At 59.8% G+C, this 22,666-nt stretch carries 20 protein-coding genes and 1 pseudogene; 10 read left to right on the forward strand and 11 right to left on the reverse strand.

Annotation, left to right across the window (positions count from 1 at the left end):
* Positions 1-66: 66 nt before the first annotated feature.
* The 8 genes from AC1DEY_RS05525 to AC1DEY_RS05560 form a co-directional block, all read right to left on the reverse strand.
* Complete coding sequence (locus tag AC1DEY_RS05525) at positions 67-1,623, reverse strand: sugar ABC transporter ATP-binding protein (protein WP_476867110.1); 1,557 nt, start codon at positions 1,621-1,623, stop codon at positions 67-69.
* Positions 1,624-1,627: 4 nt separating this feature from the next.
* Entirely contained in the window at positions 1,628-2,656 is a 1,029-nt protein-coding gene (locus AC1DEY_RS05530; RefSeq protein WP_476867111.1) for a sugar ABC transporter substrate-binding protein, read from the reverse strand.
* A gap of 43 nt (positions 2,657-2,699) precedes the next feature.
* Positions 2,700-3,710: an ABC transporter permease gene (locus tag AC1DEY_RS05535; protein WP_476867112.1), complete on the reverse strand. Its 1,011-nt coding sequence runs from the start codon at positions 3,708-3,710 to the stop codon at positions 2,700-2,702.
* Positions 3,711-3,828: 118 nt separating this feature from the next.
* Positions 3,829-4,707 (reverse strand): DDE-type integrase/transposase/recombinase, encoded by an 879-nt coding sequence (locus AC1DEY_RS05540; protein ID WP_476867113.1) that lies wholly within the window; start codon positions 4,705-4,707, stop codon positions 3,829-3,831.
* A gap of 82 nt (positions 4,708-4,789) precedes the next feature.
* A complete protein-coding gene (locus AC1DEY_RS05545) occupies positions 4,790-5,002 on the reverse strand; it encodes a hypothetical protein (protein ID WP_476867114.1) in 213 nt (70 codons plus the stop codon).
* 145 nt (positions 5,003-5,147) lie between these two features.
* On the reverse strand, positions 5,148-6,044 hold the full coding sequence (locus AC1DEY_RS05550; RefSeq protein WP_476867115.1) for an ABC transporter permease: 897 nt from the start codon (positions 6,042-6,044) through the stop codon (positions 5,148-5,150).
* Between the two features lie 139 nt (positions 6,045-6,183).
* Positions 6,184-7,713 carry a sugar ABC transporter ATP-binding protein gene (locus AC1DEY_RS05555; RefSeq protein ID WP_476867116.1) on the reverse strand — a complete coding sequence of 510 codons (1,530 nt, stop codon included), beginning with the start codon at positions 7,711-7,713 and terminating at the stop codon, positions 6,184-6,186.
* A complete protein-coding gene (locus AC1DEY_RS05560; protein WP_476867117.1) occupies positions 7,713-8,858 on the reverse strand; it encodes a sugar ABC transporter substrate-binding protein in 1,146 nt (381 codons plus the stop codon). Before AC1DEY_RS05560 ends, AC1DEY_RS05555 begins: the two co-directional genes overlap by 1 nt.
* A 1,140-nt stretch (positions 8,859-9,998) precedes the next feature.
* On the opposite strand from AC1DEY_RS05560, the gene AC1DEY_RS05565 reads away from it, so the two are divergent.
* The 3 genes from AC1DEY_RS05565 (at position 9,999) to AC1DEY_RS05575 (ending at position 12,713) form a co-directional block, all read left to right on the forward strand.
* Complete coding sequence (locus AC1DEY_RS05565) at positions 9,999-10,145, forward strand: hypothetical protein (RefSeq protein ID WP_476867118.1); 147 nt, start codon at positions 9,999-10,001, stop codon at positions 10,143-10,145.
* 181 nt (positions 10,146-10,326) lie between these two features.
* Positions 10,327-12,144, forward strand: coding sequence for a glycoside hydrolase family 15 protein (locus tag AC1DEY_RS05570; RefSeq protein WP_476867119.1), 1,818 nt, complete (start codon positions 10,327-10,329; stop codon positions 12,142-12,144).
* Entirely contained in the window at positions 12,141-12,713 is a 573-nt protein-coding gene (locus tag AC1DEY_RS05575; protein ID WP_476867120.1) for a hypothetical protein, read from the forward strand. Before AC1DEY_RS05570 ends, AC1DEY_RS05575 begins: the two co-directional genes overlap by 4 nt.
* A gap of 931 nt (positions 12,714-13,644) precedes the next feature.
* Here AC1DEY_RS05575 and AC1DEY_RS05580 read toward each other — a convergent pair.
* Positions 13,645-14,430, reverse strand: coding sequence for an IclR family transcriptional regulator (locus AC1DEY_RS05580; protein ID WP_476867121.1), 786 nt, complete (start codon positions 14,428-14,430; stop codon positions 13,645-13,647).
* A gap of 106 nt (positions 14,431-14,536) precedes the next feature.
* On the opposite strand from AC1DEY_RS05580, the gene AC1DEY_RS05585 reads away from it, so the two are divergent.
* Both AC1DEY_RS05585 and AC1DEY_RS05590 read left to right on the forward strand, forming a co-directional pair.
* The gene (locus AC1DEY_RS05585; protein WP_476867122.1) at positions 14,537-15,472 is read left to right on the forward strand and encodes a VOC family protein; all 936 of its coding nucleotides are present in this window, start codon (positions 14,537-14,539) and stop codon (positions 15,470-15,472) included.
* Between the two features lies 1 nt (position 15,473).
* Positions 15,474-16,301, forward strand: coding sequence for a fumarylacetoacetate hydrolase family protein (locus AC1DEY_RS05590; protein WP_476867123.1), 828 nt, complete (start codon positions 15,474-15,476; stop codon positions 16,299-16,301).
* 678 nt (positions 16,302-16,979) lie between these two features.
* On the opposite strand, the gene AC1DEY_RS05595 is transcribed toward AC1DEY_RS05590, so the two are convergent.
* Positions 16,980-17,726, reverse strand: a complete 747-nt coding sequence (locus AC1DEY_RS05595; protein ID WP_476867124.1) for a GntR family transcriptional regulator — start codon at positions 17,724-17,726, stop codon at positions 16,980-16,982.
* 213 nt (positions 17,727-17,939) lie between these two features.
* Between AC1DEY_RS05595 and AC1DEY_RS05600 the strand changes: the two genes are divergently transcribed.
* The 3 genes from AC1DEY_RS05600 to AC1DEY_RS05610 all read left to right on the forward strand — a co-directional run bounded on the left by AC1DEY_RS05600 (position 17,940) and on the right by AC1DEY_RS05610 (position 20,801).
* The gene (locus AC1DEY_RS05600) at positions 17,940-19,040 is read left to right on the forward strand and encodes an NAD(P)-dependent alcohol dehydrogenase (protein WP_476867125.1); all 1,101 of its coding nucleotides are present in this window, start codon (positions 17,940-17,942) and stop codon (positions 19,038-19,040) included.
* Positions 19,041-19,083: 43 nt separating this feature from the next.
* Positions 19,084-20,526: an aldehyde dehydrogenase family protein gene (locus AC1DEY_RS05605; protein WP_476867126.1), complete on the forward strand. Its 1,443-nt coding sequence runs from the start codon at positions 19,084-19,086 to the stop codon at positions 20,524-20,526.
* 62 nt (positions 20,527-20,588) lie between these two features.
* A complete protein-coding gene (locus tag AC1DEY_RS05610) occupies positions 20,589-20,801 on the forward strand; it encodes a hypothetical protein (RefSeq protein ID WP_476867127.1) in 213 nt (70 codons plus the stop codon).
* Between the two features lie 329 nt (positions 20,802-21,130).
* Here AC1DEY_RS05610 and AC1DEY_RS05615 read toward each other — a convergent pair whose 3' ends face one another.
* A complete protein-coding gene (locus AC1DEY_RS05615; protein ID WP_476867128.1) occupies positions 21,131-21,739 on the reverse strand; it encodes a VOC family protein in 609 nt (202 codons plus the stop codon).
* 147 nt (positions 21,740-21,886) lie between these two features.
* Here AC1DEY_RS05615 and AC1DEY_RS05620 point away from each other — a divergent pair.
* Both AC1DEY_RS05620 and AC1DEY_RS05625 read left to right on the forward strand, forming a co-directional pair.
* Positions 21,887-22,367: pseudogene (locus AC1DEY_RS05620) on the forward strand (transposase family protein); the annotation flags it as partial.
* A 6-nt stretch (positions 22,368-22,373) separates the two neighbouring features.
* The gene (locus AC1DEY_RS05625; RefSeq protein ID WP_476867187.1) at positions 22,374-22,631 is read left to right on the forward strand and encodes an aldo/keto reductase; all 258 of its coding nucleotides are present in this window, start codon (positions 22,374-22,376) and stop codon (positions 22,629-22,631) included.
* Positions 22,632-22,666 lie beyond the last annotated feature (35 nt).

Consider the following 22,666-nt stretch of genomic DNA (forward strand, 5'->3'; position numbering starts at 1 on the left):
TGCCGACGATGAGGTAGCTGACATCGCCGTGCGATGAGGGTGCAGTGCGTCGTTGGGCATGATTGGTCACTGGGGTTCCTGTCTCTCGGGGGTTGCGGAATGAGCGGGTGCGAATGCGGGTCGGTCTGTAACTCGTAGGGCGGGTTCGAGGACGGCTTCTTCGTCGGCGTCGGCAGTGATGAGGTCGGCGACGATGCTTCCGTCTCTCATCACGAGGATGCGGTCGCAGAGTTCGAGGAGTTCTGGCACGTCGGAGCTGGAGACGAGGACGGTGCAGCCGGTGTCGACGAGTCGCTGTACCTGCGCGTGAATGGATCGCTTCGCTTCAATGTCCACCCCCCGGGTGGGCTCGTCGAGCAGCAGGAATCGGGGTGTGCTGGTGAGGGCTCGTGCCAGCACGGCTTTCTGCTGGTTGCCGCCGGAGAGCTCGCGGAGGGGTTGCTCGATTCGGCCGGAGATTCCGGCCTGCTCGAACACCGGTCGGGCACGCTGACGTCTGCTCTTTGGGGTATCGAAGAACCCGCGAAGAGGCGAGACGACGTTCAGAGAGGCGATGTTGTCTCCGATTGACAGATCCAGGAACACGCCCTCTGATCTTCGCTCGGGAGGTACGTAACCGACCCCTGCGATCAGGGCTTCCTTCGGGCTTCCGAGCCGGAGCCGGGTACCGTCGACGAGCACGGAGCCGGTCGTTCCGGTCGCGGTCACGATGGAGCTCAGAAGCTCTGTCCGACCGGAGGCGGGCAGCCCGGCGACACCGACGATGGTTCCCCCGGTAAGGGTGGTCGTAATGGGGCCGAACCCCGGCCCGGTCCAGTGGTCGAACTCCACGGAAGACGACGATGCTGCACGAGGTGCCGCCCTCCGGTGCGGTGTGCGCTCCCGGCCGATCATTTCGGCCACGAGGACATCTTCGGTTACGGCCGCGCCCTCGGCGCCTTCGGTACTGCCGTTGTCGTAGCGGGCCCGGACAGCGCCGTCTCGCATCACGTATATCTGGTCGCAATGGTTGAGGACATCACGAAGGTGGTGAGAGACGTACACGATCGAGACACCTCGGCGTGTCAGGTCTCGCATCAGGGTGTGCAGCCTGTCCGCCTCAGGTGGGGTGAGGTTCGCGGTCGGTTCGTCGAAGAGCAGCACTCGAGATCTGCGCCCGAGGGCCCGGGCGACGAGGAGGAGTTGCAGTTCGGCCGCCGGTAGACCCCGGGCGGGCCGCGACGGGTCAGCGTGAAGGCCGACTCGATGACACAGGTCGATCGTTTCGCGGCGCATGACGGCAAGCCTGGGGATGGGGGGGCCTTCTCGACCGAGCATGACGTTGTGGGCGACGGAACGGTCCAGTGCCAAGTCGATCTCCTGAGGCACGAGGGCGACCCCGTGCTGTTGCAGGAGGGTGGCGGGAGTGAAGTGAGTGACGTGCACTCCGTCGATCTCGAGCCGTCCGTTGTCGGGTCTTAGGTTGCCGGAGATTAGGGACAACAGGGTGCTTTTCCCGGCCCCGTTCTCTCCGACAAGCCCGGTGATGGATCCTCGGCGTAGGGTGATCGTGCCGTCTTTCAAGGCGGGGATGCCGCTGAAGGACTTGCTGAGCCCGGCCGCCTCGAGCACGACTTCGGTCATCGGATCAGCCCTCCGGGGTAATATCGGCGACGTTGTCTTTGGTCACGAGCACCAGATCGAGGGTGGTGTCGGTGAGCGGTGTTCCGTCTTCGATGTAGTCCCGCAGCATCTTCACGGATTGGTAGGTGAGCTTGGAGGGGGCCTGGCTGATGGCGAACGAAATTACACCCTTGTGGATGTAGTCGAGGGTCTGCTGGAGGGCGTCGAACCCGACGACGACCGGCTTGTTGCCCTGGGCGAATTCGTCCACCCATTTCGCGGCCGAGGTGAAGCTGCAGCAGTCCATCGAGGCGATCGCAACTGCGTCGGGGTTCGCGGACATCGCGTTCTGCAATGCGGTGAACATCTGCGCCGGCTCCGTACCAGTGTTGATCGGGTCGAGGACCTCCAGTCCCGCCGGCAGGGCCTTTTTGAAGGCCTGGAAGCGGGTGGCGGACCAGGCGGCTTCCGGCGCGACGGAGAAGGTCACGACTTTGCCCGTTTTTCCGCCGAGCACTTTTGCGAGCTCGGTCGCTTCGAGGGTTCCTCCGGCTGCGACATCGGTGCCGATGAAGGCGAGCTGCTTGGAGTCGGGATTGTCGGTGCTGTAGGCGATGAGGGGGATACCGGCATCGAATGCTTCGGCTATGACGGGCTTGAGGGCATCGTTCGCCACCGCGGACAGCGCTATGCCGTCGACTTGGCCTTGGCTGATCAGGGTGCGGAGCTCGTTGATCTGCCCGTCGGCACTGCCGTCGCTCGGTCCGATGAATCGTGCATGAACGCCGAGTTCCTTCGCGGCACGCTCGACGCCTTTGCGTTGAGGGGCAGCGAATGCGAGGGAGGTGTTTGGGGCGCTCACGGCGATGTTGAGTTCTTCGCCCGATTTGACCTTGTCGGCGATGCGGGGTGAGAGTACGAACGCGGTTACCGCGCCCGCGTCCGACCTGGGGGCTGCGGCTGTGGGATCGGCGGTGGCGCAGCCGGTGAGGACAGTAGCCGTGAGCAGGAGGGCGCTTATTGACGCGACGGTGCACCAACGCTGGAGCTTCATGAGGGGTCCTTTCGGGGTGATCGATTGGGTGCGGGGTGGGAGGTCAAGCTGTGCGTCTGCGGATGAAGGCATCGAACGCGACGGCGGCGATGATGACGATTCCGATGACGGTGGTTTGCCAGAACGATGAGACTCCGTGGAGCACGAGCACGTTGTTGAGCACGCCGATGATGAGTACGCCAATGACGGTGCCGACGACGCTTCCGGCTCCACCGAACAAGGCAGTGCCTCCGACGATGACTGCGGTGATGACGGTTAGCTCCAGTCCGGCGCCGGAGACGCCTTGCACGTAGAGCAGGAACGAGAGTCCGATGAGGCCAGCCAGACCGGCGAGGATGCCCGTGATCGCGAAGTTCAACACACGGATCAGGGAGACGTTGATGCCGGCAAGCCGGGCAGCGGTAGAGCTGCCGCCGATGGCGTAGACGTGAAATCCGAACCTGCTGCGAGTCAGAAGGAGCACACCGAGGACCACAACGGCAAGAAAAATGACCGCCTGAACAGGCACCTGACCGAAGAGCCGCCCCTGACCGATCACCGCGAACTGATCGATGTTTGCTAGGCCCGATTTCAGAGAGATCGGGCTTCCTTCGGTCATCAGCAGGCTGATCCCCCGGAACACGCTGAGGGTGCCCAACGTGACAATGAAGGACGGGATCTTGAACACCACGACGAGGATGCCGTTCACGACCCCAGCGAGTGCTCCGACCCCCAGGCCCACGGCGACAGCGAGGAGCATCGACTGGCCCTGAGCAAGGACTTGTGCAGCGCACACGCTGGCAAGAGCGTAGATCGAGCCGACGCTGAGGTCGATGTCTCCCGCGATGATCACGAAGGTCATTCCGACCGCCATGATGCCGATGATCGAAACCTGCTGGGCAACGTTCAGCCCGTTGCTGAGGGTGGAGAACTGGGGGCTGCTGAACGCGCCGACAACGCACAGGGCGACCAAGGCCAGCGCCATCCCCGACGACCTATTTCGGAGCACCCGGCGAACTGGAGCGAACGAGCCAGACAGGCGGGCACGCGTCGGGGTAAGGGCGATGTCACTCATTCGGGACACCTTCCGTGAGAATGAAAGAGCTGCGGGACGTCGCCCGCCGCCGTTGCGAGTACGTGTGCGGTATGGCGGTATGACGAATGGCGTTGCGCTTGTGAATACATTGGGCCTCCTAATACCTGAGTGTTTCGTTTTCGGTGCGGGATGTCGGCGGCATCGGGAGTCGTCGCTGAGGGGGCGAACAGGCGGGACGACTGCGGTCCCAGCTGCGCGTGCATGGCACCGCTGTGTGTGAACATCTTTGTTCTCTGGTGAATTGAGAGCTCGTCTCGCGCTTCGGACGCCTACTCAAGATAGTATCTTCATATCGATATAACAAGATCTTTTCGAAAATTTGTTGACAAATGTGCGTCTTTCGCTGCTCTGCACAGGAGTGCCAGTTGTGCTGATGAACCGTGGGGAGGCGGCCACATTCCAGGAGCGCCTGGAAATTACGGTGCAGTGATGGGATCAGTCCCGCCAACACGGGCCGGCCGGTCTGCTCCCGCCGCCACAAGGCCATACGCAGGCAATGTTCGACGAACGCCGTGTCCTTGATTGTTGAGGTCTCCCAGCCAACGACCGCCCGGGAGTACAGGCCGATGACCAAGGCAACATAGACAAATCCGGAGTAGACCGGGACATGCGTAAAATCCGTCACACAGATCCGGTTCGGGGCCGGTGCTGTGAAATCCCGGCTCAGCAGGTCGCCGGCGCGGCGGCCGTCCTTGCCGGGGACCGTGGTGCGGGTCTTGCGACCCCGGACGAGGCCGTTCATGCCCTCTTCGCGCATGAGCCGGTCCACGGCGTGTTTGGAAGCTTCGGGGAAGCCGTTACGGCGCAGCCACTGCGTCATCTTCCGCCGCCCGTAGATGCTCTCGCGCCGGGAGCGTCCCTTCGCCTCGGGGACTTTCAAGCTGCGCAGCGCGTCGGTGACGCGTGCGTCTTCGATGGTGCGCAGGGCCGGCAGGCGCTTCTTCCACGCCCGGTAGGTTCGTGCGGCGACCTGCACGCCACGCCCTGCTCCCGCAGGACGGCGCAGATCGACTCGACCGCATAACCAACAGCGCGCATTTCGTCGATGAATCGACAGATCAGCGGCGGCGAGGGTCGAGCTCCCTCGCGAAGAAAATCGAGTCCTGCTTCAGGATCTGGTTGGACTCCTTCAAGTCCCGCACCTCAGCCCGGAGCCGCTTGATTTCCTCCCGCTCGTCACTGCTTGGACCGGCCTTCTCACCGGTATCAACCTGGGCTTGGACAACCCAACGGCGCAGCGATTCACGACCGACTCCGAGCTTCGGCGCCATAAACAGGCCGGTATTCGGACAACCGATCCACCGTCATGCGCACCGCACGGTCACGGACCTCGGGAGGGAACTGCTTGGCCATAATCGCTATCTTTCTCACAGAAGACAGCGGCATCAAACCTGGGACGGTTCAAACACCGGGTGGTTATCCCCTTTTCCTTTTTGCGAGCGTGTCTAGCGCCACTGCGGCGATTACGATGACACCCTTGATCAGCATCTGTCCGTTCGGATCGACTGCCAACGAATCGAGCAGGTTGCCAAGCACTCCGACGATTAGCAGACCGATCATGGTTCGCCAGATCGCTCCCTCCCCTCCCAGGAGCGATGTTCCGCCGATGACTACCACTGCGATCGCATCCAACGCTACTGTCGCGCCGATATCGGCTTGGCCCACGCCGAGGCGTGAGGACATCAGCATTCCGGCTACGGCTGCGCAGCCACTAAGGATGACATATGTGCTTGCTCTTAGAACGTCCACTCGGAGGCCGGCCAGGCGCGCAGCTTCGTTATTTCCTCCGATCGCAAAGATTGAGCGACCGTAGATTGTTTTGGACAGCACAAACTGGGCACCAGCGAAGGCCACGAGGAGAATCCAGATTGATATGGGCATCCCGAGGAATGCGCCGTTGCCGAGCTCGCCAAAAACCGGGTCAGACACTACGTATGACCTAGAATTCGAGTAAATATACGCGGCACCGCCAATGATCGACGCTGTGCCGAGCGTTGCGACAAAAGAGTTGACCTTCAAGCGAGCGACTATGAGGGCGTTGAGTGCCCCGCAAGCCAAGCCCAGCGCAACGGTCGCAGCTGCAGCGTAAGGCAGCGGGACGCCTTGAGACGCAAAGCTGGCATAGAAGGTAGCGCCGGCGGCGTAGACGGCGCCTACCGACAAGTCGAAGCCGCCGGTGATCATGACCAGCGTCATGCCCACTGCGATGATGCCTATCGGGGCGGCCTGACTGAGGATGTTTGACGCCGTCTCCCCCGTCAGAAAGCCCGGATAGAGCGCTTGTGCTGCGACGACCAGAATAGCTAAGAGCACGACCATCCCGTATCGGTGAAGCAGGACAGCGGTGCGTCCTCGGACGCTTCCCGTACGGGCTGGCACCGCGCCGTCTGTGGACGGACCCGGGGCCAGAGTAGATGAAGCGTTGTGGGAATGAGTGATTTGTTGTACGGACCTAGACATGTGCTGTTTCCACCTTGAATGCGTGATGAAGGATATTTTCGACAGTGAGTTTCCGATCTGCCGCGTCCAGGGACGCGGTCACACGACCTTCTGCCAGAACGAAGATTCGGTCGGCGACTGAGATGACTTCTTCGATCTCTGAGGAAACGACCACAATGGCGACGCCGGAATCCGCGAAGTTTCGCAGGGTTTCGATGATCTCTAGCTTGGCGCCGATGTCGATGCCCCTGGTGGGCTCGTCTGCCAACAGCAACCTCGGCGGACAGTATTTCCAGCGCGCGAGGAGCGCTTTCTGCTGGTTCCCTCCAGAGAGGTTCCGCGCCAATTGATCGATTTTGGCACTGTCGAAGCCGAACTCCTCGGCCGCCGCCTGCGCTGAGCTCCGCATTCGACGCTGGGAGATCACCCCCCAGCGGGAAGCTCCTGCCATATTGCCGAGAATTATGTTTTCCGCCGCACTGGCTCCAAGCACCAATCCCTGCGACTTGCGATCCTCCGGCACTAGAGCAATGCCAAGTTTGCGCGCAGCACGCACCGTGTGAGGCCACGATACGGGCATGCCATCAATCCGCAAATGGCCCGTAGCTGAGCTTTCCAGTCCTGCAAGGGCACGCAGTAGTGTGGTTCGGCCGGAACCCACAAGGCCAGCGATTCCCACGATCTCACCAGGGCTGACGTCGATGTTGACATCGACTAGAGCGCCTTCAACGCAAAGTCCTGTGACTGCAACAAGGGGTTCACCGACATGAACCTGACGCATCCGAGGAGTGTGTTCCCAAACTTTCGTTTCACCGAGCATCGCTTCAATCAGAGTTGCCTTATTCCACGTGCGAGTCGGGCGACTGTCTTGGACGGTGCCATTGCGAAAAACGGTGATTGCGTCACTAATGGACAGGACTTCGTCGAGATTATGTGAGACGAGAATCATTGTTACACCGTGATTGCGGAGATCGTTCATCAAACGAAACAGCGCTTCGCGTTCGGACTCCGCGAGGGACGCGGTTGGTTCATCGAAAAGAATGAGTCGCGCATCCGCCTGCACGGCCCGCATGATTTCGAGGAGCTGTTGGTCTGCAACCGAAAGCCGGCCTGCGGAGATATCCGGGTCGATGCGCACACCGAGCATCTCGCACAATTGAGCAAAGCGGTGCTTCATTACCCGCTCCGATAGCACGCCCATCCGGCTGGTCGTCTGTCCGAGAAAGACGTTGGCGCATGCGCTTAACGCAGGCACGATAGTGAGCTCTTGGTAAATGGCGACGACCCCTCGATGGCGGGCAGCTCTCGGATTACCTAGGGGGGCGTCGTCGCCCAGTATCTCGATATGACCGCCGCTTGGCACCACCCGTCCAGCTAGGATCCCCAGCAATGTCGACTTGCCTGCGCCGTTTTCGCCTACCAACGCATGAATGGTTCCGGTGAGGACGGTCACATCAACACCGGACAAAGCCCGTGTTGCTCCGTATTCTTTAGTGACGCCGGTGCACGAAACGGCAATCGGCTCTTCTGCTGTATTAGTCATCAGTCGATTTCGGGCTCGTAGCCGACGGTGAGAACGTTTTTCTTGTCAAGGAGAAACACGTCCTCGAGTTTGCCGCCGGGCAGCACGGGGTGGCCGCCATTGAGTATCACGCGCTCAACGGGTTTTCCTTTGCGGGCTGCAACGACGGCTTCAACGGCGGCCGCTGCAGGTTGGCCTCGCCAGAACGCACTTGAGGATTCAATCCAGCCGTCCTGAAGAGCCTGCACAGCCCACTTAGTCCCACCCGACTCGTAAATCTTGACGTCCCCGGGTTTCTTGCCGGCCGCTTGCAATGCCGAGACCGCTCCTCGCGACATATTGGAAAAGGCCGTGATGATCACGGACAGATCAGGATTTGCCTGCAGCATTGGTACCGCTTTTTCCCGTGCGACAGGCGTGGAGTAGTCTGTTCGTGCCTCCTGCACGATCTGAAATTCAGGGTGTTCGGACTTGATCTCCGCCAGTGCTTTATCAAAACTCTGAGTGATCGGGTTGAGTTCCGGCCCCGTGATCACCCCAACCTTTTGGGGGCCCGGATTTTCCGCGATTGCGCGCTCCATGATCGCCTTAAATGCACGGGGCGTTTCGGTTCCGCCGACGTACGTCGTGGTTCCTGGTGCCCAGAGCTCTGCTCCCTCGTTGGCATTGCGTCCGCAGATCGGCAATACGTATGTTGCCGTAACGATATTCTTCGCGGGAGCTTGCTCAGTGACCATGGAACATACGAGGTTCCCGTCGACGGCCCCAACTACCCAAGCGTTGTAGTCGCGATTGAGGGCATTTTGCATTTGGTTGCGCTGGGTGACTGCGTCGAATTTTCCATCGAACACATCGAGTTTCACCCCGAGTTCCTTTGCCTTCTTCTGTGCCGCGTCGACGCTGGCAGCTACCGCACTGTTGTTGGTCCCCTCAACGAAGAAGGCGATCTTGGTTTCCTTGCTTGAGTCGATGGTGAGGGTTCTCGTCCCAACATCGATGCTGACTGCCTGGCCAGCTGCACTCTGGCTATTGCCGCCACATGCGGTGAGCGCAATCAAACCCGCCACCAAAGGCAGGACTGTGAGCACGCGTGCCGCCGCCCGCCGCCGTTGCGGGGACGTGTGCGTTATGGCGTTGAGCCGATGGCCTTGGGCTTGTGAATACATTGGGCCTCCTAGTACGTGGGTGTTTCGTTTTCGGTGCGGGGTGACGGCTGTATTGAGGGTCGTCGCTGTGGGGACGAACAGGCGGGACGACTCCGGTCTCAGCCTCAGGTGCGTGGCGCCGCTCTGTGTGAACATCTTTGTCCTCTGGTGAATCGTGCGCTTTTCCCCGCTCGGATCCTACTCAAGATAGTGCCTCCATATCGATATGACAAGATCTTTTCGAAAATAGGACGGCAAAATGTGGATCTTTCGCTGCTCTGCACAGGAGTGCAAGTTGTGCTGATGAACCGTGAGAGGCGGCCACATTCTAGGAGCGCTTGGAAGTTCCGTTGCAGCCAGGGCGACCACGCGCCCATATGCGGGGTGGCTGGACCGGAGGAGTTCTCAGCGGGCGCCCCGCCGCCGGAGGCTGCACTTAAGGCTGAGCTAACACTTCGTGTGACTTCGGGCCAGCGGTCAGTTCGTCGACACGGATTTCATGCGTGTGCGCAGAAAAGCTTGACCTGTAGTCCTGCACTGCACCGTCTCCCTGGCGAGGGTGCGTGAGCTATGATCTCTCAGCCGGCGTAAAGGGACAGCGACTGCGAAATGTCTGCGGCGCCTGGCGAGTGTCCGGTTGAGCGTCACGTCCAAGATGCCGAGACTAATAAGCTCGGCGTGGGCTGTCACTTCCGCCACTCACGTCACGTTCGACGTGGTCGTCACGTTCGACGTGGTCCGGGCGCCCAGGTCAGCCAGGGCGTCCAGGATGTTCTCTAATCCAGCGCTGGCTGTCGCAGCCTTGTCGCGTATCCGATCGCCGGACCGTGTGCAGTGCGATGTCCAGCAGCTTCCGCTCGCCCAAATCCGTGAGGACCCCCCAGACTAGAACTTTGGGTTGACCTCAAGAGCGGAGGGCTAATCCAGGCGCCCCGACTTCATAATCTCCGAAGCGCGAACTAGTTTTCGAAAATATATTGATATTTCGGAATATTGCGAATATGCTTGCACCGTACAGATATTCGAAATATTGGATCAGCGGCAGTAGGAATTGCGTAGACACCGAGCTCAGCATCCCAGAGTCGAGTCGTGGAGGGCTTTTGGATGACGCGGCCAGGCTCACGTCCTGCTCGTTCGAACGCTAGAGGAGGGAACACCAAGATGACTCGAGACGAAGCCTTTGCACATTGCCCCTCCGACTCCTACGTGGAGTTCTACGGCAACCAATGGCTCATCATCCCGTTTGCAAGCGTTGTACAGCCGGCGTTCTTCAACTGCACCCCAGGACTCCGACTTACCCACGCCTGACATGCCCCACGTTTGAAGACTATGCCAGCCTTCACCGAGGTCAGCGGAGCCAACGCGTGAAGTACTGTTTCTGCAGACGGATGCTTGGCACGAACGCGACGGCGCAGGCGGTCTGCGGAAAGCAAGGGCTGGGGGAAGCCGGAGCCTATCTGGATTCCGTCCCGTCGTGATTGAGTGAAGCATGGTCGCACCAATAGAAGATTATGCGCTACTTTCCGATCTTCACACCGGACCTCTTGTTTCCCGGCAAGGCAGCGTGGACTGGATGTGCTTCCCGCGTTTTGACTCGCCCTCTGTCTTCGCTGCCCTGCTTGGGAGTGAGGAACATGGCCGATGGCTGCTGGCACCAAGCCAGCCTGACGCCGTCGTCATTGACCGTCACTATGTGGACTCGACGTTTGTACTCCACACAACATGGCAGACCGACGCCGGCAAGGTCCTGTTGACGGACTTCATGCCGGTGGGTGACGGCCGTTCGCGTCTGGTCCGTCGCGTGACAGGACTGAGCGGAACCGTCCTCATGCGCCAGGAGATTAGAATCAGACCCCAATACGCCACTGTGTTGCCTTGGGTAAGCCGAGTCCGTGATGACGCGGCGGTTCGGCGTGCGGAGATACTGCTGGCCATGTCGGGACCGGACGCTCTGGCCCTACGAGGAGACTCCCTCCCGTTGGCCGAAGGTCACCGGCATGCCGGGGAATTTTTGGTTGCACAGGGGCAGAACGTCGACTTCGAACTGACCTGGTTCCCCTCGCACGAGGATGTGCCGCCTGCCATCAATGTCGATGCTGCTCTTGAACTTGCGGTGGACTATTGGAGCACCTGGGCAGGAAATTGCCGCGATGACGGCAAATACGGCGCTGCAGTGAAGCGATCGCTGCTGGTGCTGCGTGCGCTCACCCACTATGAGACAGGCGGCATTGTCGCCGCACCCACCACTTCCCTGCCGGAGGATTTTGGTGGACCCCGCAATTGGGACTACCGCTACTGCTGGCTGCGCGACGCGTCGTTGACATTGGAGGCCATGCTGACACATGGCTATGAATCCGAGGCCCTGAAGTGGCGAAACTGGCTCTTGCGCGCCCTCGCCGGCGATCCCGAGGACCTGCAAATAATGTACGGCGTGGGGGGTGAAAGGGACCTGACAGAAAGGGAGCTACCCCACCTGCCCGGCTATCAGAATGCCAGGCCGGTGCGAATCGGTAACGCTGCCGTCTCCCAGTACCAGGCCGACGTAGTCGGTGAAGTGATGGTGGCGCTTGAAAGGCTACGTCTGGCCGGGGGCAAGGAAGACCATTTTTCCTGGGCGCTCCAGCGTGCGCTGCTCGGATCTGTGGAAAATCACCTCGAGGACAAAGACTTCGGCCTGTGGGAAATGCGCGGCGATGCCCAGTATTTCACCCATTCCAGAGTCATGATGTGGGCCGCCTTTGACAGCGGGGTGAGGGCTGTTCGGGATCACCGGCTGCCCGGACCCCTCCAACATTGGGAGCAAATCCGCGATCGATTAGCTGCCGAAATAATGGATCTCGGCTTCAACCGGGACCTCAACTCTTTCACACAAACCTACGGCGGTCAGCAGACGGACGCTGCCCTGCTGGCCTTGCCGCAGGTTGGCTTCCTTGCCTATGACGACGAACGCATGCTCGGCACCGTCGCGCAGTTGGAAAAGGAGCTGCTCACCGCTGACGGTCTGCTGCTGCGCTACCGCACCGAGACGGGAGTCGACGGATTGGAACCGGGAGAACATCCATTCCTCGCATGCTCCTTCTGGCTAGTGGAACAGTACGCGCGCTCAGGCCGCTGGACCGACGCCGAGAACCTGATGGACATGCTGGTGGGACTGTCCAATGACCTCGGTCTGCTCAGCGAAGAATATTCAATGAAGGAAAAGCGAATGGCGGGAAACTTTCCACAAGCATTCTCCCACCTGACCCTGGTGCGGGCCGCAGACGCCATGCACGGCGTGGACCGCCTCAGCCTGCAATTGAAACGTTGAAAGAAGAGGAACGCTTCCCTGGTGGCTGTAGACAATCGACACCAGAGTCCTTGCGCGGACGGAGGACGATATCCGGCTGCGATTTTGGCGGTCTTGAGGCCTTGCCGGTACAACTGGACCCATTCCTGACGTGGCGCCGTCCGCTTCTGTTCGGGCATTCCGCTCAGCTGTCTGTGCGGATGGCGATCGGCTTCGTGTCTTCCGGTGGCGGCCTCGAGGGCGGTCTTGGCTTTTTCGTAGCTTTCACCGTGTGCGGTGATGTGGTCGGTGCTGCCGTCGGCCGTTTGGATGGCAGCGAAGCCCTCCAGGGCGCGGTGCAGTTGCGGTCCGAGGTGTTACAAAGCTTCTCGCGGACCCCGGACGAGCGGCTGAGGCAGATCCTGGGCAGTCTGACGACCCACCTTCACGCGTTCGTTCAGGACGTTGCCCTTCCATCCAGTAGTGGGACCAGACGATCAACTTCCTCACCCGGCCCGATGCCAGGGGCCGATGGTTGCCGTGATGGCATCCTGCCTCCGGTGGAACTGGAGCGGAAGCGGGAGCGGATCCCGGCCAGCCGCGCTAGCTAGAGACTTGTTTAGGGGCTGTCCGGATCCGTTGTCGGCGCCACAGCGGCGGCGCGTGACTATGACGTCGMAGGAAAGACGGCCGGATTCTGGTGCTTTCAAAGTGGATCTGGCGCTGATCGAATCCCAGTACTTCCGTTTCGAGCACGCGATAGTCAGGCAGATTTGGGAAGTAAGCTCGGGCCCTTTGCCGAGTCGGCCAGTCGTTAAGCCCTTGACTTGGGCCCTATCATCCGGTCAATGACCTCCCGTACCCGCCTTGGCCTCGTAGGTATGGCCAAAAGGTACTTCCATGCTGGGTTCGACCATGAAAGTTCGGGGACCTTGGCGGGTGACGAGGATCCCGCATCGCATCTCTATTGCCTGCACGCGGATAGTGGCTTCAGCTCGGTCTAGCTCACGGTACTTGGCGGTCGCGTCAGTTACAGTAACGGTCAGGCCGGTTCGGGTAGTTCGTGTCATTAATATTCCTAATTCGAGGCCGGCGGTTGCCAGTATTGCTCTGCCGCGGGTTTCATGTGTCGCACCTACCTACTCGAAGCACCGGTCGCACGAGCGGGTGGCCCGTCCTATACGCGAAGCCGCCATCGATTGTGACCGACGTGCCAGTGATGGACGGGCTTCCTTTCCTGTCAGATAGGCCACAAGCGACGCTATCTCTTCATTATCAACATAGCAAGTCTTTTTCGAAATTAATGGCGAGTGTGAATATGTTCGCACTGCCACGGGTCCGAAGCTGCTCTAGTGGATTGGGGTAGCCGTGCCGCACGCTCTGAGATCGCAATGGAAGTCGGCTACAGCTAGGTGTCGACGCCGCATCCATCCGCGGTTTGGATGCGGATGAGCGGACAGCAGACAGCCCGCCGGGGGCTGCTCAACTAAAGTAGTGCGAGCACTCGCCTTTCAGCGTCGCCGGCAAAGGGACGTGAACTACTCAGGCGGCGTAAAGCGACAGTGAGCTGGAAATCTCCTCTGCCGCGTCCTTTATGCCCTCGACCATTCGTGGCAGGTCGCCGTCGGGGAGGCGGGACTGGAGGAGTACGAAGCTCAATGCCGCCGCCACGGTACCGTCCTGGTCAAAAATCGGAGCTGCTATACCCATCGCATCGGCGTCGACCTCGCCCCATGTGACGGCGTGCCCCTCGCTGCGAATGCGGCTCAGTCGTTCCACGATGGCATCGACGCTGGTCAGCGTCTTGTCCGAGTACCGCACAAGTGACTCTTGGGAGAGCAGCGAACGTGCCTCCTCTTCGGGAAGCCAGGCGAGGAGGGTCAGTGCCGAGGCCCCGGCGTTGATGCTGAGCTGGCTTCCCCGCTCATAGGACAACCGGACATATTGGCCTGACCATTCTTCGCGCTCCAGGCAAACGACAGTAGAACCTATGCGTCGGGTCAAGAGCGCGGTTTGGTGAAACTTGCCGGCGAGGGATTTCATCACGGGCAAGGCGAGGTCCGACAATCCATGCCCCCGCCGGGCGATTCGTGCCAGTTCGAGTACCCGCGTTCCGAGGCGAAAGCCGTGGCCTGGGTCCTCCTGCAGAAAAGCGGAACCAACAAGCGTCTGAAGGTAGCGATAGGCCGTCGACCGAGTGACGCCTAAGTGCTCCGCGACCTCGGCTGCCGCCACGGCGCTCTTCGACTCACTGAAAAGGCTCAAGATCGTCAGGGCGCGATCAGCAGTGCTGTTTCCGTCCCTATAGGTCTTCCGGTCATCTGCCACAGTTCATCCTAGATGCTAGTTTTCGAAAACTTCAAAGTCTTTCGCATGTATCGTATTTCAAGTACAGTGTAGTGTTATTCGATACAACGACCCCAAAGGAGCAGTCATGGTCGATCGCCCGACCCGTGTTGTTTTAGAAGAAACGCAAAATTCCGGCATGCTGCGCCGGACGTCCGTATCCCACATCGGCTTCTACGTCCCGGACGTCGCCGCCGCCGAGACGTTCTACGCCAACGTTCTCGGCCTGGTCCGGCAAGCAGACCTCCCGGACGGCGGGGCACGGCTGGGGTGGGGTACCGGCCACCATGTCATGGATCTATTGCCCGGAGACCAAGGCCTCGCGCATTTCGGTTTTGAAGTCCGCGATACCGACGGCATCGCAGGTATCCGGGAACGGCTCCTGGCCAATGGGTATGAGGTCTCAGATCTCGACCCGTCTTTCGTGGACTTTCCGTCGGGCCCCGTCGAGGGCTTGACGACAATCAACCCCGATGGAACCCCTGTTCATTTCCATACTGCTGTGTGGCGCCAGGGTGAGAGCAGTGCCGATCCTGGTCGCCGCCCCATCAAGTTCCAGCACACCACCATCGGAACCGCCGATGTCCAGGCAATGATCGACTTCTTCGTCAACACGATCGGGTTCCGCATCAGCGACCAGCTGGCCGATGGAAAGTTTTGCTGGCTCCGCAGCAACAAAGACCACCACACCCTCGCAGTGGTGAACGTCGGAACCCCCGGAGTTCTGGATCACTATTCCTATGATCTCGCCGAGTGGGAGGACTTCAAGTCCTGGTGCGACCGCCTCACGGAACTCGACGTCCCTGTCGCATGGGGCCCGGGGCGTCACGGACCAGGCAACAACCTGTTTGTTTTCTTCGACGACCCCGCCGGCAACCACATCGAGCTTTCAGCTGAAATGGAACGGTTCTACGACAGCCACGTTACATACGTTTCGCGGAAATGGAGCCCGGTTCCCAGCAGCGTCAATCTTTGGGGAGGCCAGCTTCCCAAGTGGCGGAAGACGAGCGAGGCGAGCATCTGACATGGCATACATTTCGTACCGAAAAGGTAATACCGACCATGTCGGAGTCGTCGATGGCGACACCATAGTTCCACTGTTGGGCGTCAACTTCATAGGGCCGGGGACCGGTGCTGCCGAACTGGAGGCTGCCGCACGGGACCTGGCCGGACGTACGCCGATCTCATCTGTGAGGCTTCTTCCCGCAAGTCCCCGACCGGCGAGAATCCTCTGTGTCGGGTTGAACTATTTCGACCACATTAACGAGACTGGCAGGGAGACGCCCAGCTACCCCGTCCTATTTCCCAAGTTTGCGTCTAACCTTCTGGGGGCCAACGACGACATCATCATTCCCCCTGAGTCCCACCAGGTGGACTACGAATGTGAGCTTGCCGTAATTATTGGCAAGAAGGGACGCCGGATTTCTCAGGAGGACGCCCTGTCCCACGTCCTTGGATACTCCGTAGCCAACGACGTGACTATGCGGGACTACCAGTACAAGACGCATCAATGGCTTCAGGGCAAGGCCTGGGACAACAGCACCCCGATTGGTCCCGTGATCGTCACGCCGGATGAAGCGGACATCACGAACGCCCGAATTACCACAGTACTTAACGGCCGGGTGATGCAGGAGTCCGATCTCTCCTCTCTAATCTTCAGCATTCCCCGACTCATTTCTGACATCTCTGAGTTCACCGAACTCGAAGCAGGCGACGTTATCCTCACGGGAACCCCGGGGGGTGTCGGTTATCGCCGTGATCCCCAGGTGTTCCTCAAGCCGGGCGATGTCGTTGCCGTCGAAATCGAGAACGTGGGACGAATCCAAAACAAGGTCTCAGCCGAGTTGGTTTAACCCAGGCCGGCAGATGGCAGACTTTTAAAGAGGTCAGCCATTTGCCGGCACCGCGGTCAGTCTAGGCAGAAGTGGGACGAAGACCTGACGCCGATAGGCGGCAGGAATGTCATCCGCCGCTAAAACGTCTTCGTTCTTTGCCCTGTAGGACGCGGCGTACTGACTGTTCAAACGCGTTGGTTGGGCAAGGACGCCGGCCTTGGACACTCAGTGCCCTCTGCCGGCGCCCTTCGAAACAGATGTCCCATCCGACTGGCAGGGGTGTGCGCTTCTTCGCATGCAGATCCCCGACCTCGCCTGCGCAAGCGCACATGGTGAACTTAAGGCCAGTTCCGCGCTGGCATTCCGCCAGGCGCCTGAAGCGATTCGCAATCTGACGCGGGCCACGAACAAAGCGAGACACGCTCAGTTTGGCGGCCTCAAGCAACAAATCTCTGTTGTCTCGCCAGCTCGCCATTGCGGGCATGAAGGCAATGGGACCATCTAGCCCGTGAGCATATGGATAAGGAGTTACCCGTCCGTCCGTGTGGAACGGTGTTTGTCACGCGAGGAAAGAACATGCGAAGACGGTTGCAGAATCGTGAGCGTGCCGTCCAGGTTCCAAAGAGCCCACGGCACCGCCCAGAAAGTTGTCGATGCTGAAGCCCTGACCGTGGGTTCTCAGCGGCCAGTCACTACTTAAGAAGCAGGCTCGGCTAGAGCCGGAAGAAGCTTGTCAGTTGTCCGCTGTATGTGCGCGCGTAATAGCTCCACCGCGTCATCCGCCCGTCGGCTGACTGCGGCGTCAAGAATGGACCGGTGTTCACCACTGACATCCCGCCCGCGGTCGTGGAGGGGTGCTGACCAGCGCCGGTATAGCTCTGCGGAGTCCCGGAGGGCGATAGCAGTTGCGAGAATACGGCGGTTCTTGCAACCTTTCAACAACGCCAGATGGAAGACGTCGTGCGCAGCCGCCCATTCGTCGGACTGTCGGCTGGGATCCGTCGGGTCAAAAGCCGGAATGCGCTCGAGTATGTGCAGCGCCGCCACAGCTGCACCTTCCCACGCAACATCGCCATCTGCAATCGCGTGGCGAAGTGCCAAACCTTCGATCTCACATCGGGCAGCGGTCAGGTCGATGAGGTCCTCTGCCGACACTGACACGACGCGGAATCCCTGCTGCGCGATGGATTCGACGAGTCCCTGTTCAGCGAGTCGTTGAAGCGCTTCGCGGACAGACCCCATTGAACATCCGTACTTTTCCACCAGTCCGGCAAATGGAAGCTTCGCTCCCGGAATCAATCGTCCGGCAAGGATGTCGCGACGTAACTCCTCGTAGACAGCCCCGCTTCGTGTTGCCGTGGCCCCTGGCCTCTCTTGCACTCGCACCATCGCACTCTTCCTCTCTGCTGTGTCGATAGTAACATCACAAAACCAACTGAGCATCTATTTTCGAAATTTGCTTGACGTTTCGGTTTTTTTCCACTTTCATGGAGTTGTACCCGCGCGGTGGGGGGCATTCTGCGACAAGAACAAGGGTGTTGACTCCCGAGGGATCTTCGTAGGAGCTGCTTCCACGTTGGGCGGGCCTCCAAGACACGCAACCGCCGCGACCGTGGCGACACGCACCGGCTCCGAGTCCGCAGAATAAGGAATCCAATGCAAGTTACAGCGGCAGTTACCCCTTCAACAGGCTCACCGTTCGTCCTGAGGACGTTGGACCTTGATAACCTGCGCCGCGATGAAGTACGGGTGCGGATGGTTGCATCCGGGGTGTGTCACACCGACGCAGTCGTGCGGGATCAGGTCATCCCCACACCTCTTCCGGCTGTTCTGGGCCACGAAGGGGCGGGTATCGTCGAGGCTGTGGGGTCGGCCGTTACGACAGTCCGGCCGGGAGACCATGTCATCCTTTCCGCGAACTCTTGCGGGGTGTGCATCAAGTGCCTCTCAGGGCAGCTGGCATACTGCGAAGACCTGTTTGCCAGAAATTTCGGTGCCAGCCGGAGCGACGGTTCTACTTCCCTCAGCCTTGATGAGGTCAAGATATCCTCACTGTTTTTCGGCCAGTCCTCTTTCAGTAGTTACTCGAATGTCGCCGAGCGAAGCGTGGTGCGGATCGATCCTGACATCGATCTCGCGACGGTCGCCCCACTGGGATGTGGTATTCAGACAGGAGCCGGTGCTGTCCTCAACGAACTTCGCCCGCCTGCCGGTTCGTCCATCGCCATATTCGGAACCGGCGCCGTGGGATCGGCGGCGATCATGGCTGCTGCTGTCAGCGGCTGCACGCGCATTATCGCAGTTGACATACTTGATGCCCGTCTAAGCCTGGCGATGACACTGGGAGCAACCCACACCATCAACAGCCGCCGGGAAGACCTTTCGACCCGCCTTCAAGACATCACAGGGGGCCGAGGTGTTGATTTTGTTCTTGATACAACCGCAATCCCCCAGGTTCTTCGCACGGCAATCGATAACCTGGCCGTTCGAGGGACGGCGGCCCTGGTTGGGTCATCCCTTCCGGGCACCGAGGTGCACTTGGAAATCGGTGAATCCCTGAACAAGGGCTGGACGTTCAAGACCATTATCCAGGGAAGTTCCGTGCCACAGATATTCATTCCCGCTCTCATCGACTTGTGGAAGCAGGGAAGATTTCCGTTTGACAAGCTCATCAAGACCTACGACTTTAGCGACATCAATGAGGCCTTCGAGGATTCAGAAAAGGGCATAACGATCAAGCCCGTGCTCGTTTTTTGACTCTCCATAACCCTACATAAACCTCAGTTCTACAGGAGCAAACATGACGAAAAGCCCCTTCCCCGCGGAAACAGCCCAGCATTTCATCAATGGTAAATGGGCCGACAGCGGAGAAATCAAGGAATCATTCAATCCCGCCACAGACGAAGTTCTCGGAACCTATTTCGATGGCGGCCGGGAGGTAGCCCAGGCTGCGATCACTGCCGCTCGTGAGACCTTCGGTGGCTCCGCGTGGCGTCACGACCGTGAGCTGCGGGCGAAGGTCTTGTGGGAACTTGGAGACGCTGTCGAGGCCAACCTCGAAACCCTGGCACTCGCAATCAGTTTAGAAAACGGTAAACCCGTCAATGACGCCCGGTTCGAGCTCAGCATCGCTGCCCCGAAGCTCCGCTACTTCGCTGGGCTGGCATTGACCGACGTCGGAACCGCGGCAAGTGTGTACTCGGGCGCAACATCCATGCTCCTCAAGGAACCTAGCGGCGTGGCTGGCATCATCGTGCCGTGGAACTCCCCGGCGATTCTGGCAATTAGATCGCTCGCTCCTGCGTTGGCGGCAGGCTGCACCGTGGCTATGAAGATGCCCGGCCAGACTGCACTCACGAACGCTCTGCTCGCCCGCGTGTTCTCCGGAGTAACGTCCCTTCCGGCTGGCGTCATCAACATGTTCACTGGATCTAACAGCGCCGGGGCCAGAGAACTCGTGTCTTCTCCCGATGTCCAGGTAATCAGCTACACGGGGAGCACCGGCGTCGGCGCCCAGATCGCTAGCGCAGCCGGCGAACAGCTCAAGAAGGTCTCATTGGAACTGGGGGGCAAAACGCCCATGATCGTGTTCAACGACGCAGATCTGGACCGAGCGGTGCCCACTCTCACGGCCGCGGTGACAACGTTCGCAGGGCAGTTCTGTATGACCGGAAGTCGGATCCTCGCGGAGCGACGCATTGCCCCGGAACTTCAGCGTCGACTTGCCGAATCACTCAGGAGTGTGGTCGTCGGACGCGGGACGGACCCAGACACCCAGATGGGGCCACTGATCGACCATGCTTCTGTTGCACGAGTCGATGACATCATCAATAACGCGACCGACGCTGAAATCATTGTCCGAGGCGGTTCAATTGACGGGCCCGGTTCCTTCTACCGACCGGCGCTCCTCGGAGTGCAGGACCTCGATTCGCCGCTCATTCAGACTGAGCTTTTCGGCCCTGTTGCCACATTCGAAATTTTCGATGGCGAGGATGAAGCAATCGAGCGGGCCAACGCCACCGAATACGGGCTCGCCGCATCCGTATGGACGGCTGACGGGGCACGCTCGCTGCGGGTCTCGGAAAGAATCGAAGCAGGAACGGTGTGGACGAACGCATGGGCTCAGATCCTCGATCAGTTCGAAGAAGGCGGCTACAAGAAGAGCGGCGTCGGACGGCTCAACGGCCAAGGCGGCTTGGCGGAATTTCAAGAGGTGAAGCACATTTACCGCGCCAGTGAGTGAGGCCACCGACCGGGTCACAGGGACTGCCGGCCATCTGGGGCCACGTTTACTAAGGAAAACCCATGAAGAAAGCCATGACGAAAATCGAAGGTGACGCGCTATCAGACCTGTCGGTAGGTCATAGGGTTGAGATTAGACACGATCAGCGGCAGCTCTGGCTGGGAACAGTGGATATGACCGACAGTAGGCTCGGATTCATGTGGATAGTCACTGACCATGGAGAGCGGAAATTGGTCGATATCGCCGAACACGCTGTCTGGAGTCTTGACGCCTAGCTGCTTAATCAGTAACGCCAATAAGGATGGCAACATCGTATTTGCCTCCCTGGCCCGCACGGGCCTGGAGTCTCGCTGACCAATGAACCACTTCCAATGCAGCCGCGATCTGCAGGGCTCCGGCGTGGGAGCATAGGGCGGGAAGCCTGAAGCATGGCCATAACGTGAAGATCGTGCGGCGCGTGTTCACGCGCCGCACGATCTCTCTATGGGCGTCGGGGACGCTCCTGCGTGCGGCCGCAAGTCGGGAACGATGCTCATACGGTGGAGCAAGGAACTGGGATCCGTGCCGCGGCCGTGGTAACTGGGCGGCCTCGCGTGCCTTACAGTCAATATATTTCCGGAAGGTAGATGTCCGGAATTACGGCCGGCCGGTATTCGCCGGCGCGGGCACGGCTGTGGATCTCTTCGAATGTAATGCCGTTGGAACGGGCCTCGACGAATCGTTCCGGGTCGAAAAACTCTCCTATCTGATCAGCCGAAAATTCTCGGGACGCCCACATCCAGGATTTCGACTTGTCCCACCGACCGAATGTGTCCACCTGGATTTCCACACCGTTTCCATCCGGGTCAACATAGTAGAGCGACACAGTCATTCCATGGTCAAGACACATGAATGGCGTGATACGTGCATCGCGCAGACGTATGTAATTGTCGAGCCATTGGTCGAAGTCGGAGTACTCGAAGGCAGTGTGATGAAGTCCGGTCGTGTGTGGCTTGTCCACCGGCTGCTTCAGGTTCGGAAGTGCGAGCAAGGCGATCCGGTGATTGGCGTCGTCATTGGTAAGCCAAGCTCCCCTCTCGCCATAGAACACCGGCGTTAGTCCCGCTACTTTTTCATACCACGCGACCATCGCATCCAGATGCATGGTCGTGAATGTCGTATGGTGGAATTTTGGTGCAATCACGGGGCGCTGAGAGGCGCGGTTGGTTGCCATGCCCTTCTCCTTTCCATAACCCACACACAAGATCTTAATGCGACTGTATTTGGAACACAGCCACCATGATGCAATCAACCCGGGACTGCCCCCGGTTTTGTTGACGCCTTGACCTAGCGAGCGAGTGCTCGTGGAAGGATGTTGACCATGCCGACGGCTAACGGGGGCGGAGTTCCGCCAGGATGTTATTGATGTGGCCCGCAAGGGCGAGGCACAGATTGCGAAGGATTTCGGGCTTCGGTCACCACGCTGAAGCGCTGGATCGCCATCGCCGAACGTAAGGAAACCGGGGAAGGGCCGGCACCATCAGAGTCGGCCGAGATGCGGGACTTGAAGAAGCGCAACCGCCTGTTGGAGCAGGAAAATGAGATTCTGCGCCGGGCTGCTGCCTATCTGGCCAGCTATTGACCATTACAGATCTACCCGCTGACCACGGATCTTGCCGCCGAGGGAATGCCCGTGGCGGAGACCTGCAGGGTGTTGAAGTTTAGCAAGCAAAGCTTCTACCGGTGTGAGCCAGCCCGGTGACAGAACGGGACTGGGTCGATGCGCACCTGGTCAACGCCGCCCAGGACATCCACGCCGACGATCCGCCCTCGGATACCGGTTCATCAAGGATCCTGCTCCTTTTGCGGTGAATTTTGATTATTCCTTTGCCGGCGTGATGCGATCCGTGGAAGGCAGTCTGGAGCGTCTTGGCCTGGAGTATCTGGACATGGTAGTCATGCACGACATTGACCGTACGACTCACGGTGGTGATCAGCCCGCCCGGTTCCGCCAAGCCATCGATGAGGGCTTTCGTGCTCTCGTCCGCCTGCGGGAGGAAGGGTCAGTGAAGGCCATCGCGGGACACCTCGCGGAAGACCTGCCCCGTAGCCCTCCGGCTGAATGACGCATCAGATATCACGTTGGCTGGACAACAGGCGC

It is taken from the genome of Arthrobacter sp. 05T47 (assembly GCF_056395825.1).

Coding starts and splice junctions, on each gene's coding strand:
- AC1DEY_RS05525 (WP_476867110.1), bottom strand. CDS start 1,623: ATGACCGAAGTCGTGCTCGAGGCGGCCGGGCTCAGCAAGTCCTTCAGC.
- AC1DEY_RS05530 (WP_476867111.1), bottom strand. CDS start 2,656: ATGAAGCTCCAGCGTTGGTGCACCGTCGCGTCAATAAGCGCCCTCCTG.
- AC1DEY_RS05535 (WP_476867112.1), bottom strand. CDS start 3,710: ATGAGTGACATCGCCCTTACCCCGACGCGTGCCCGCCTGTCTGGCTCG.
- AC1DEY_RS05545 (WP_476867114.1), bottom strand. CDS start 5,002: ATGGCGCCGAAGCTCGGAGTCGGTCGTGAATCGCTGCGCCGTTGGGTT.
- AC1DEY_RS05555 (WP_476867116.1), bottom strand. CDS start 7,713: ATGACTAATACAGCAGAAGAGCCGATTGCCGTTTCGTGCACCGGCGTC.
- AC1DEY_RS05560 (WP_476867117.1), bottom strand. CDS start 8,858: ATGTATTCACAAGCCCAAGGCCATCGGCTCAACGCCATAACGCACACG.
- AC1DEY_RS05565 (WP_476867118.1), top strand. CDS start 9,999: ATGACTCGAGACGAAGCCTTTGCACATTGCCCCTCCGACTCCTACGTG.
- AC1DEY_RS05570 (WP_476867119.1), top strand. CDS start 10,327: ATGGTCGCACCAATAGAAGATTATGCGCTACTTTCCGATCTTCACACC.
- AC1DEY_RS05585 (WP_476867122.1), top strand. CDS start 14,537: ATGGTCGATCGCCCGACCCGTGTTGTTTTAGAAGAAACGCAAAATTCC.
- AC1DEY_RS05590 (WP_476867123.1), top strand. CDS start 15,474: ATGGCATACATTTCGTACCGAAAAGGTAATACCGACCATGTCGGAGTC.
- AC1DEY_RS05595 (WP_476867124.1), bottom strand. CDS start 17,726: ATGCTCAGTTGGTTTTGTGATGTTACTATCGACACAGCAGAGAGGAAG.
- AC1DEY_RS05600 (WP_476867125.1), top strand. CDS start 17,940: ATGCAAGTTACAGCGGCAGTTACCCCTTCAACAGGCTCACCGTTCGTC.
- AC1DEY_RS05605 (WP_476867126.1), top strand. CDS start 19,084: ATGACGAAAAGCCCCTTCCCCGCGGAAACAGCCCAGCATTTCATCAAT.
- AC1DEY_RS05610 (WP_476867127.1), top strand. CDS start 20,589: ATGAAGAAAGCCATGACGAAAATCGAAGGTGACGCGCTATCAGACCTG.
- AC1DEY_RS05615 (WP_476867128.1), bottom strand. CDS start 21,739: ATGGCAACCAACCGCGCCTCTCAGCGCCCCGTGATTGCACCAAAATTC.